Below are 11,614 nucleotides of genomic sequence, written 5' to 3'. Positions count from 1 at the left end.
GGGCACAACCCGGGGTCCCGCACGGGCCCGGGTCCCCCCGAGCTGCCGGAGCCGCCCGGCTGACGTGCGGGGGGGCGGTAGCCGCACCCGCAGCCGGGAGCCGGGCCCGGCGACGACGACGTCACCGGCCGCGGCGCGGGCCAGCCGTCTCGACAGGGCCAGCCCCAGCCCGGCGCCGTCGTGCCCGTCGGCCTCGTCCCCGCGTTGGCCGGGCTCGAAGACCCGCTCGCGGTCGTCCACGGCGATGCCGGGGCCGTCGTCGACGACGTCGACCACCACCGTCCCCGGCGTCCGGTGCGCGGTCACGACCACCTGCGTGCGGGCGTAGCGCTGGGCGTTGTCCAGCAGCGGCAGCAGGATGCGGTGGGCGATCGTCGGGTCGACCCCGGCGGCGAGCCCGTCGGGCACCTCGACCTGCACCGGCACGCGGTCGCTGCGCGCGGCGCCCGCGGCGGTCACGGCGACGTCGCGCAGCTCGCAGCGTCCCGGTGCTCGCTGCAGCTCGGCGCGCGTGGCCGCGAACAGCGTCTCGAGGATGTGTTCCATGGCCAGGGCACTGTCGCGGATCGCGACGAGCGGCGTGCGCAGCGCGCTGTCCGGCGCGCGCCCGCACGGCGTGCGCAGCGCGCTGTCCGGCGCGCGCCCGCCCGGGCCGGGCGCCGGCGCGTCCAACGCGAGATCGGCCTCGGCCAGGATGCGGCTCAGCGGCGTGCGCAGCTCGTGGGACAGCTCGGCCGAGAGATCGCGCTCGTGCCGCACGATCGCCGAGAGCCGATCGAGCACACCGTCGAGCGTGCGGGCCAGCGACTGCATCTCGCGGTAGCGCTGGTGGGCGCCGAAGCGCTGGGTCAGCGCGGTGGCGCTCCACTCGGCCGCCTGGTCGGTCATCGACGCCACCGGACGCAGGGCCCGGGCCGCGGCGAATCGCAGCACGGGGTAGGCGCCGAGGGTCAGCAGCAGGCCGAGCACGGCCGAGCCGAACAGGGCCTCGTCCTGGGCGCGGTCGTAGGGGCCCGTCGCGGCCGACGCCACCACCGTGCCGACCCGGCGGGTGCCGCGGTCGATGGGCAGCACGTACAACCGGTCGTCGCCGCGGTCGACGTAGCCGCGCGGCGCGGCGGCGAGCGCGTCGGCGATGTCCTGCACCCGCTTACTGCCCGGCGGCCGCTCGAGCGACCGCGGCGCGCCCGCTCCGCCGAGCCCGTAGATCCACAGGCCGGTGTCGAGGGCCGCATCGTCGACCGCGTCGCTCACCTGCAGCCGACCGTCCGCCGCGACGGCGACGGTCGCGGCTGCCGTGACCGCGCGCGTGCGCAGCACGTTGTCGAGTTCGGTGCCGAGCCGCCGGGTGAACAGGACGTTGAAGACGGTGGTGAGCAGCACGACCCAGGCGGCGATGACGACGATGCCGAGCAGTGACACGCGACCCCGCAGGGTGCGCCGGGCCAGCGGGCCGGACGCCGCACCGGTTCCCGGCGATCCCTCAGACGAGGCGGAAGCCGACACCGCGAGCCGCCTCGATGCCGTGGTCGGACCCGACCTCGGCCAGCTTGCGCCGCAGCTTGCTGACGTACTGGTCGAGCGTGTTCTCCGAGACGATGGCCCCGTGCGGCCAGCCGGCGGTGACCAGTTCGTGCCGGCGCACGACGGCGCCCGGGGCACCGATCAGACGCGCGAGCAGCCGGAACTCCGTCGGTGACAGCGCGACGCGCGAGTCACCGCACAGCAGCGCGTGCGAGACCGGATCGAGCTCGAGATCGCCGACGACCGTGACCTGGTCGACCGCCCGGCGCAGCAGCGCGGTCAGCCGGGCGACGAGTTCGGGGAAGGCGAACGGCTTGGGCAGGTAGTCGTCGCCGCCGGACGCGAACCCCGACAGCCGGTCGCCGAGGGCGCCCCGCGCGGTGAGGAACAGCACCGGCACGTCGATGCCCCGCGCGCGCAGCGCGACGCAGACGTCGCGCCCGTCGGCGTCCGGCAGACCGATGTCGAGCACGACCCCGTCGACCTCGCCCGGCCGGGCGGTGCGCAGGGCGGTCGAGCCGTCCGCGACCGTGGTCACCTCGAAGCCGGCCTGCCGCAGGCCGCGCGCCAGCACGTCACGCAGGCCGTGGTCGTCCTCGACGACGAGTACGCGGTGTCCGGGCATCGGCCCAGTATCCGTGGCGCGCGCGTGAGGCCGGCAACCCCCACGGCGGCCGATCAGGTTGCTTTCACCGCCCGCCGGTAGCGTCCGACGAATGCTCAGTTGGCTCGAGGCCGGTGTCGTCGGCGCGTTGCAGGGTGTGGCGGAACTCTTCCCGGTCTCGAGCCTGGGACACAGCGTGCTGGTGCCGGCGGTCGTCGGCGGGTCGTGGGCGCGCGACCTCAACGTGTCGACGCCCGAGTCGCCCTACCTTGCCTTCATCGTCGGCCTGCACGTCGCGACCGCCATCGCGCTGATCGTGTACTTCTGGCGCGACTGGGTGCGCATCGTCGGCGGTCTCGTCACGAGCATCGTGCGGCGCGAGGTGCGCACGAGCGACCAACGGCTGGCCTGGCTGCTCGTGCTGGCCACGATCCCGGTGGGGTTGGTCGGCCTGTTGCTCGAGCACTGGTTCCGGACGACGCTCGCCAAGCCGACGCCGACGGCCTGCTTCCTCATGGCCAACGGCGTGATCCTGCTCGTCAGCGAGCGGATGCGCCGGGGCGACACCGACCTCGACTCCGAGTACGTCGACGAGCGCGTGTCCGGCCCCGAGTCGGACAAGCGGCTCGCCGAACTCGACGTGAAGTCGGCCGTCGGGATCGGCGCGACGCAGATCCTCGCCCTCGCCCCCGGCATCTCGCGGTCGGGCATCGCCACCGTCGGTGGTCTCGTCCGTGGTCTCTCGCGCGAGGACGCCGCCCGCTTCTCGTTCCTGCTCGCGACGCCGGTCATCCTCGCCGCCGGCGCGCTGAAGCTCGGCGACCTCGCCGGCCCGCTCGGTGACGGCATCCGCCCGCAGGTGCTGTTCGGCTCGGTGCTGTCGGGGGTCGGCGCCTACCTGTCCGTGCGCTTCCTGACGCGCTACCTGGCGAACCGCTCGCTGCGTCCGTTCGGCTACTACTGCCTCCTCGCGGGCGCGGCCGCCCTCGTCTGGCTCAACGTCCGTTGAGACGGTCGCCCGGCTAGGGTGACCGCATGTCCCAGCAGTCCTGGTGCGCGTGGGCGCCCGGCCGCGTCAACCTGATCGGCGAGCACACCGACTACAACGACGGCTTCGTGCTGCCGCTGGCGCTGCCGATGGGCTGCCGGGCCGAGGTGGCGCCGGTCGAGGGCGGCGGCGTCACCGTGCGGTCGCGTCAGCTGCAGCGCGCGGCGACGGTGACCGACCTCGTGCCGGGTGCGTCCTGGATCGACGGCGACGACGGCTGGGCCGCCTACGCCGTCGGCGCCGTCTGGGCCCTCGACGCCACCGGGCGCGGGTGGGCCATCGATCTCGACAGCGACGTGCCCCTCGGCGCCGGGCTCTCGTCGTCGGCCGCGGTCGCCTGCGCGACGACCGTCGCGGTGGCCGCGGCGCTCGGCCGCACCCTGTCGCCCGACAAGACGGTCGACGCGGCGACGCGGGCCGAGACCGAGTTCGTCGGCGCCCCGACCGGCGGGATGGATCAGCTCGTCTCCGTCCGGGGCCGCGCGGGGCACGCGCTGCTGTGCGACATGCGCTCGCGGGACGTCGAGGCGGTGCCGTTCGCACCCGACCGTGCCGGTCTCGCGCTGCTGGTCGTCGACTCGCGCGCGCCGCACCGCCTCGTGGACGGCGAGTACCGCGCCCGGCGCGACGACTGCACCGAGGCGACGCGGCGGCTCGGCGTCGCTGCACTGCGTGACGTCACCGACCTCGACGCCGCCCTCGCGGCGCTCGACGACGACCGGCTGCGGCGCCGCGTGCGGCACGTGGTGACCGAGAACGAGCGCGTGCTCGCCGTGGCCGCCCTGCTGCGCGAGGCGCGGCTCGCCGAGATCGGCCCGCTGCTGACGGCTTCGCACGCGTCGATGCGCGACGACTTCGAGATCACCGTGCCCGAGATCGACACCGCGGCCGACACGCTGCTGGCCCACGGGGCGCTCGGGGCGCGCATGACCGGCGGCGGGTTCGGCGGCTGTGTCATCGCCCTGCTCCCGGTCGACGAGGCGCAGGCGGCGGGAGCGGCCGTGGCGGAGGTCTTCGCGCGGCAGGGGTGGAACGAGCCGCGCTGGTTCGTCGCCGAGCCGTCGGACGGCGCCCGCACCGTCTGAGCGCCCGCTCCGGATGGGACGGGGGTTAGGGTCGGACGGATGATCGTTCTCGGCCCCGTGCTGCGCTTCGTCGACGCCACCCGGGCCACGCTGTGGTTCGAGACCGACGCGCCGGCCGAGATCGTCGTGCGCTGCGCGGGCGCCGGCGAGCACGCGGCGCGCACGTGGTGCGTCCACGGCCACCACTACTCGCTGGTCCAGGTCACCGGCCTGGCACCTGCGACGACCACCGCCTACACCGTGCACCTCGCCGGTGAGCAGGTCTGGCCGCCCGCCGGGTCGGCGTTCCCGCCGAGCGTGATCCGCACGCTCGACGAGGGCGCCCGCTTCCGCTTCGCCTTCGGGTCGTGCCGCGTCGCCGCGCCGTTCGACGCCGAGAACCTCGACCGATTCGGCGCCGACGCCCTCGTCGCCCTGGCCGAGCGGATGCGCGACGGGTCGGTCGACGCGAGTGGCCCGACGCGCTGTTCCTCGCCGGCGACCAGATCTACGCCGACGAGCCGTCGGACGAGCTGCGGGCCCGGCTGCGCGCCGCGCACCGCGCCGGCCCGGACGACGACCGGCACGAGGCCGACGACGTGCGCGAGGAGATCGGCGACTTCGAGCAGTACACCTGGCTCTACCACGAGAGCTGGACGCCCGAGCCGATCCGCTGGCTCTTCTCGACCGTGCCGACGCTGATGCTGCTCGACGACCACGACCTGCGCGACGACTGGAACACCTCGCAGGCCTGGCGCGACCGGGTGACGCGCGAGCGGTGGTGGCACGACCGCGTCACCGGCGCCTTCGCGTCGTACTGGGTGTACCAGCACCTCGGCAACCTCTCGCCCGACGACCTGCCCGACGACCCGATGTGGCCGGTCGTGACGTCCGGGATCGGCGACGACGAGCGCACGCAGCGCCTCGACGAGTTCGCCCGCCGCTCGGACGCGCAGCCGGACAGTGCCCGCTGGAGCTTCCACCGCGACTTCGGGCCGCGGGTGCGGCTCGTCGCCGTCGACGCGCGGTGCTCGCGGGTGCTCGACCCGGCCGACCGCCACATCGTCGACCCCGTCGAGACCCGGTGGCTGGTCGAGCGCGCCACCGAGCGTCCGGTGACGCACCTGCTGCTCGGCTCGACCCTGCCGTTCCTGCTCACCCCCGGCGTCCATCACCTCGAGGGCTGGGACGAGGCCGTGGCGGGCGGCGCCTGGGGGCGCCGTGCCGTCGGCACGGCCGAGCGCATCCGGCAGGGGCTCGACCTCGAGCACTGGGCAGCGTTCCGGCGCTCGTTCGACGCGGTGGTCGAGCTGCTCGCCCGGATCGGGTCCGGTGAGTGCCCGCCCCGCACGATCACGCTGCTCGGCGGCGACGTGCACTGCTCGTACACCGCCCTCGCCGAGGTCGCCGGGGTCGACCCGACGCGCACGGCCATCCGCCAGCTGACGATGTCGCCCTTCCGCAACCCGCTGCAGCGCAGCGTGCGCGCGGTGCAGCGGGCGATGACGACCCGGCCGGTCGTGGCGGCGCTGCGGCGGCTCGCCCGGTCGGCCGGTGTCGTCGAACCGCCGATCAGCTGGTACGTCGACCACGGGCCGTGGTTCGGCAACGGCGTCATGACGGTCGTGGTGGACGGCGAGGAGGCGACCGTCGAGGTCGACCACGCGGCGGTCCGCGGCACCCGGCAGTGCCTCGTGCGCACCCTCACGCTCTCGTTGACGGCCCCTCCGCGCGGGTAGCCTCCGCTCAAGCCGAGCAGGGGGTGGCCGATGGACGAGGCGAGGATGCCGTCCGGAGGGAGCCCCATGGCACCGACCGGGACGGTCGCGCCTCCCGCCCGCCCGCAGGTCGAGTTCGGCGGCGCCGGCCGATCGGCCCGCGCCCTGCGTTCCATCGTCGAGGCGCAGCGGGCGGTGCACGGTGCGCGCACCCGCGACGAGGTGACCCGCCTCGTCGCCGAGCACGCGGTCACCGCCTTCCCGCACGCCGACGGCTCGGTCGTCGAGCTCGTCGACGGCGACCGCCTGGTCTACACCGGCGTCGCGGGCACGCTTGCAGATGCGGGCGGTGCCACCGTCGGCGTCGAAGGATCGCTGTCCGGCCTCGCCATGGGCTCGCGCCGCACGCTGATGTGCCACGACACCGAGACCGACGACCGGGTCGACCGTGCCGCGTGCCGGCGGCTCGGCATCCGGTCGATGGCGGTCGTGCCGCTGCTCTCGGGCGACGACGCGATGGGCGTCCTGAAGATCTCCAGCGCGCACCCGGCCGCCTTCGACGACGTGGACGCCGCGCACCTCGAACTGCTCGGCGAGAGCCTGCGGCAGGGGCTGCAGCACGCCGACGACTACGAGCGCACCGAGCAGTTGCTGGCCGACCGCACCCGCGCGGTCGCCGCCCTCGAGGTGAGCGAGCAGCGCTTCCGCCGCGCCTTCAGCAACTCGCCGTTCGGGATGCTGCTCATCGACGTCACCGAGGAGGGGCTCGGCCGGCTGCTGCACGTCAACCAGGCGGCGGCCGACATCACCGGCTACTCGCAGCAGGAGCTGCTCGGCATGCGGCAGCAGCAGCTGCGCGCGCCGGAGCACACCGCCGAGGTCGAGCACGGCATGCGCCGGCTGGCCGGCGGCGAGGTCGATTCGCTCGGCGCGGAACGGGTCTTCCGGCACGCCGACGGCCACGACTACTGGGTCAGGGTGCAGGCGTCCGGGCTGCCGGACACGTCCGGCCGCATCACCAGCCTGCTCGCCGAGATCGAGGACATCACGACCGCACGAGCGGCCGAGCGGCAGTTGGCCGACCAGGCCCGCCTGCTGCAGCTCATCCCGGCCGCCGTGATCGTGCGCGGGCTCGACGGCGTCATCAGCTGGTGGAACGCCGCCGCGACCGAGCTGTACGGCACGCCGGCCGAGCAGGCCGTCGGGCGGGTGACGCACGAGTTGCTCCACACCGTCTTCCCCGACGTCGCGTCCGGCGCCGAGCAGGACGAGCGCATCGCGCGGACGGGCGGCTGGACCGGCGAGCTGCAGCACCGCACGGCCGACGGCCGCACCATCGTGGTCGAGAGCCGCCAGGTGCTGCACCCCGGGGTGGACGGGCGGCCGGACGTCGTGCTCGAGATCAACACCGACATCACCGCCCGCCGCGCCGCCGAGCGCGAGCGCGACGCGGCGGCCGCCGAGCTCGCGCGCCGCAACGACGAGCTCGAGGCGGCGAACCAGCTCAAGCTCGACCTGATCGGCATGCTCGGGCACGAGATCGGCACGCCGCTGTCTGTGATCCACGGCTCCAGCGAGCTCGGCGCCGACGACGACGGCCCGGCCGGCGGCCTGCCCGAGGTGCAGGCGCTGTTCACCGCGATCGAGCGCAACGCCCGCCGCCTCGGCGCCGTCGTCGGCGAGGTGCTCGCGCTCGTGACCCTCGAGGCCGGGATGCTGGTGGCCCGGCCGCAGCGGGTACCGGTTGGCCGGCATCTCGCCGACGCGCTCGAGCTCACCGAGTCGGCGCCGGTGGTCGAGACGCTGGACGGTGTGACCGCCCTGGTGCAGCCCGGCCATCTCGACCAGATCCTGGTGAACCTGCTGACGAACGCCGCGAAGTACGGCGGTGGCTGCACCCGGGTGGTCGTCGACCGCGCGGATGGCGAGGTCACCGTCGCGGTGCACGACGAGGGCCCGGGCGTGCCCGAGGAGTTCCGTGCGCGGCTGTTCGACCGCTTCTCGCGCGCGGCCGACACCGCGAGGGTGCGCACGGGCACGGGGCTCGGCCTGTACATCGTGCAGCAGCTCGCCCGCGCGAACGGCGGCGACGTCACCCACGCTCCCGGCCCGCGCGGCGGCTCGGTCTTCACGGTGCACCTGCGCAGGTGATCACCGGCGGGCACGGCAGGATGGGGCCGTGGCCGCGTTGACCGACCTGTCGCCCGAGCGCCGTGAGCTGTTCGAGCTCCGTGTCGAGCGCTGGCTGCCGGACCTGCGCAGCGCGCTCGCGTCCCTGTTCGACGACAGGGCCGCCGCGACGCTCGAGACTCGGCTGCTCGCGATGGCCGGCGCGGCGTACGCCGAGCGCCCGGACGACCTGCACCGTCTCGACCAGACCCGCATCCTGCGTCCGGACTGGTTCCAGTCGCCCCACATGATCGGCTACGCGGCGTACTGCGACCGGCTCGCCGCCGACCTGCCCGACCTGCACCGGCGGCTGCCGTACCTGCACGAGCTCGGGGTCACCTACCTGCATCTCATGCCGCTGCTGCGGCCGCGCCCGGGCGACAGCGACGGCGGCTACGCCGTGGCCGACTACCGCTCCGTGCGGCCCGACCTGGGGACGGTCGACGACCTGCGCGAGCTCGCGTCCGCCCTGCGCGCGCGGGGCATCAGCCTGGTGCTCGACCTGGTGCTGAACCACGTCGCCCGCGAGCACGCGTGGGCGCAGGCGGCGCGCGCCGGCGACCCGAAATACCGCGACTACTTCTACGTCTATCCCGACCGCACGCAGCCGGACGCGTACGAGCGCACGCTGCCCGAGGTCTTCCCCGACTTCGCGCCCGGCAACTTCACCTGGGACGACGAGCTGGGCGGCTGGGTCTGGACGACCTTCAACAGCTTCCAGTGGGACGTCAACTGGACCAATCCCGACGTGGTGGCCGAGTACGTCGACATCGTGCTGTGGCTGGCGAACCTCGGCGTCGAGGTGATCCGGCTCGACGCCATCGCGTTCCTCTGGAAGCGGCTCGGCACCAACTGCCAGAACCAGCCGGAGGTGCACGCGATCGCCCAGGCGCTGCGGGCGGTGCTGCGCATGGCCGCGCCGGCGGTGCTGCTCAAGGCCGAGGCGATCGTGGCGCCGGACGACCTCGTGCAGTACCTCGGGCAGGGCCGCCACCACGGCAAGGTGAGCGACCTGGCCTACCACAACTCGCTCATGGTGCAGATCTGGTCGATGCTCGCGAGCCGCGACGTGCGCCTCGCCGCGCACGCGCTCGGCCAGCTGCCCGCGGTGCCGTCGACGACGGCCTGGATCTGCTACCTGCGCTGCCACGACGACATCGGATGGGCGATCGACGACGGCGACGCCGCGGCCGTCGGGCTGAACGGCTTCGCGCACCGGGCGTTCCTGTCCGACTTCTACAGCGGCGAGTTCCCCGGCTCGTTCGCCGAGGGGCTCGTCTTCCAGGCCAACCCGGCGACCGGCGACAAGCGGATCAGCGGGATGGCGGCGTCGCTGGCGGGGCTGGCCGCGGCCGAGCGCGCCGGTGACCCGGACGCGGTGACACCGGCCGTACAGCGGCTGCTGCTCGCCCACGCCATCGTGCTCGGCTGGGGCGGCATCCCCGTGCTCTGGATGGGCGACGAGGTCGGGCTGCCCTCGGACGACGCCTGGGCGAGCGAGCCCGGGCACGAGAGCGACAACCGCTGGCTGCACCGGCCGCGGTTCGACGACGACCGCGCCGCCGCCGCGACGGTGCCCGGCACCGCCGCGCAGCAGCTGTGGAGCGGGCTGCGGCACCTCGTGGCCACGCGGCGCTCATTGGCACCGCTGCACGCCGCGACCCCTGCACAGGTGTTGAGCCCGGACGACCCCGGCGTACTGCCCGTGCTGCGAGTGCACCCGGAGGGCGAACTGCTCGAACTGTTCAACGTCACCGAGCACTGGCGTCCGTGGTCGGCCCACCGGGTGCACGCCGTGGGCATCCATCACCCGGTGGACGCCCTCACCGGCGCCGCCGTGACACCCGACGAGCAGGGACGCCTCTGGCTGGCGCCGTACCAGGCGATGTGGCTCGTCGAGGGCTGACAGCGCTCACACCAGCACATCTGCGGCGGCGCGGCGGCGGTTGCGCACGATGTCGGCGACGCCGATGACGATGGCGAGCGCGATGAAGCAGAGCCCGGCGCCGACGGCGTAGCGCAGGCCGTGGGCGTACGCCGCCCGGCCGTGCCCGCCCGAGACGCCGGCGAAGAAGAACGCGCCGACGACGGCCTGGCCGATCGCCAGCCCGATGCGCTGCGCGGTCTGCAGCACACCCCCTGCGGTGCTGCCCGTGACGGGGTCGATCTCCATCAGCGAGAGCGCCTGGTTCGGCGTGATCACCGCGCCCTGGCCGATGCCCATGAGGAACAGCGCCGGAGCGAGCACGAGCGCCGCGTCGCCCGCCGGCCCGTGCGTGACGAGCAGCGCGAGCAGCAACGCGCCGACACCGACCGTGGTGGCGCCGCCGATGACGAGCGGGCGGCCGATGCGCGTGACGACACGACCGACCAGCGGCGCCGAGATGCTCGCGCCGACCGCGAAGGCGGTGATGCCGAGCCCCGACTGGAGCGCGCTGTAGCCAACACCGTCCTGGTAATAGAGGGCGAGCACGAGCGGCAGGCCGGCCACCGCCGGGAAGAACGTGATCGCGAGCAGGATGCCCGACGTGTACGACGGCGTGCGGAACAGCCGCAGGTCGACGAGTGGGTCGAGCCGCTGGTCGGTGAGCCGTCGCTCGCGCCGCACGAACAGGCCGACGAGCACCACCGCGGGCACGGCGAGCCAAGCCAGCCGCGCGTCCTTGAGGGCGTCGTACTCGACGGACGCGAACAGCACGCAGAAGGTCGCGCCGCCGAGCAGGGCCGAGCCGAGGACGTCGAGGCGGTGCCGGCCGGGCTTCGGGTCGTTCGGCAGCAGGCGGCGGGCGATGAGGATGACCGCGACGCCGATCGGCACGTTGACGAAGAAGATCAGCCGCCAGCCGAGGTGCGGGCCGCCGAGTCCGATGAGCGCGCCACCGACCAGCGGTCCGAGCGCCGTCGACACCCCGACGCACGTGCCGAGCACGCCGAAGGCCCGGCCCCGTTCGTCCGTGCGGAACAGCTGCTGCACCAGCCCCGACACCTGCGGGTTGATGAGCCCGCCGGCGAGCCCCTGCAGCACGCGGGCGACGATCAGCACACCGGCGGTCGGCGACAGCCCGGCCATCGCGCTGGTGGCGGCGAACGTGCCGACCCCGACCTGGAACATCAGCCGGCGGCCGTGGTCGTCGCCGAGGCGGCCGGCGAGCACCGGCACGAGGCCGAAGGCCAGTGTGTACCCGCTCACCACCCACTGCAGCTGCGACGGGCCGGCCCCGGTGGCGCGTCCGATCGACGGCAGCGCGACGTTCGTGACGCTGACGTCCAGCAGGGTCATGAACAGCGCCGAGCAGCAGGTGATCAGGGCAAGCCAGCGCCGTGGATCCGGTTCGTCCTCGACCGCCAACGCCACTGGTCGAGCGTAAAGCTGGCCGATCCGCCGCCCGATCAGCGCGTCATGCGCCCGAGGGTGCGAGCAGCCCGCGCAGCCTTTCGGCGTCGGCCCGTACGAGCTCGAAGGGTGCGACCACCACGTCGCCGCGTC

Annotated in this window: 8 protein-coding genes and 1 pseudogene; 6 read left to right on the top strand and 3 right to left on the bottom strand. The window is 74.2% G+C overall.

Going from position 1 to position 11,614, the window contains the following annotated elements:
• Positions 1 to 1,422, bottom strand: a 1,422-nt coding sequence (locus ACTHMS_RS15770; RefSeq protein WP_440307621.1) for a sensor histidine kinase, incomplete at its 3' end; no start/stop codon positions are given.
• Between the two features lie 61 nt (positions 1,423 to 1,483).
• Positions 1,484 to 2,149: a response regulator transcription factor gene (locus ACTHMS_RS15765; RefSeq protein ID WP_440307620.1), complete on the bottom strand. Its 666-nt coding sequence runs from the start codon at positions 2,147 to 2,149 to the stop codon at positions 1,484 to 1,486.
• A 91-nt stretch (positions 2,150 to 2,240) separates the two neighbouring features.
• Between ACTHMS_RS15765 and ACTHMS_RS15760 the strand changes: the two genes are divergently transcribed.
• The 6 genes and pseudogenes from ACTHMS_RS15760 (at position 2,241) to ACTHMS_RS15735 (ending at position 10,033) form a co-directional block, all read left to right on the top strand.
• Positions 2,241 to 3,137, top strand: coding sequence for an undecaprenyl-diphosphate phosphatase (locus ACTHMS_RS15760; protein WP_440307619.1), 897 nt, complete (start codon positions 2,241 to 2,243; stop codon positions 3,135 to 3,137).
• 26 nt (positions 3,138 to 3,163) lie between these two features.
• Positions 3,164 to 4,261 carry a galactokinase gene (galK, locus tag ACTHMS_RS15755; protein WP_440307618.1) on the top strand — a complete coding sequence of 366 codons (1,098 nt, stop codon included), beginning with the start codon at positions 3,164 to 3,166 and terminating at the stop codon, positions 4,259 to 4,261.
• Positions 4,262 to 4,300: 39 nt separating this feature from the next.
• Positions 4,301 to 4,504: pseudogene (locus tag ACTHMS_RS15750) on the top strand (DUF7800 domain-containing protein); the annotation flags it as partial.
• A gap of 104 nt (positions 4,505 to 4,608) precedes the next feature.
• Positions 4,609 to 5,979, top strand: coding sequence for an alkaline phosphatase D family protein (locus ACTHMS_RS15745; protein ID WP_440307617.1), 1,371 nt, complete (start codon positions 4,609 to 4,611; stop codon positions 5,977 to 5,979).
• A 66-nt stretch (positions 5,980 to 6,045) separates the two neighbouring features.
• On the top strand, positions 6,046 to 8,109 hold the full coding sequence (locus tag ACTHMS_RS15740) for a sensor histidine kinase (RefSeq protein WP_440307616.1): 2,064 nt from the start codon (positions 6,046 to 6,048) through the stop codon (positions 8,107 to 8,109).
• Positions 8,110 to 8,137: 28 nt separating this feature from the next.
• The gene (locus ACTHMS_RS15735) at positions 8,138 to 10,033 is read left to right on the top strand and encodes an alpha-amylase family protein (protein WP_440307615.1); all 1,896 of its coding nucleotides are present in this window, start codon (positions 8,138 to 8,140) and stop codon (positions 10,031 to 10,033) included.
• Positions 10,034 to 10,039: 6 nt separating this feature from the next.
• Here ACTHMS_RS15735 and ACTHMS_RS15730 read toward each other — a convergent pair whose 3' ends face one another.
• Positions 10,040 to 11,482, bottom strand: a complete 1,443-nt coding sequence (locus tag ACTHMS_RS15730; protein WP_440307614.1) for an MFS transporter — start codon at positions 11,480 to 11,482, stop codon at positions 10,040 to 10,042.
• Positions 11,483 to 11,614 lie beyond the last annotated feature (132 nt).

Source organism: Jatrophihabitans sp. (assembly GCF_051960575.1).
Classification (GTDB): Bacteria; Actinomycetota; Actinomycetes; order Mycobacteriales; family Jatrophihabitantaceae; genus JBQCEE01.
The sequence above is the reverse complement of the archived record's forward strand: the minus strand, read 5'-3'. Positions and strand labels throughout refer to the sequence as shown.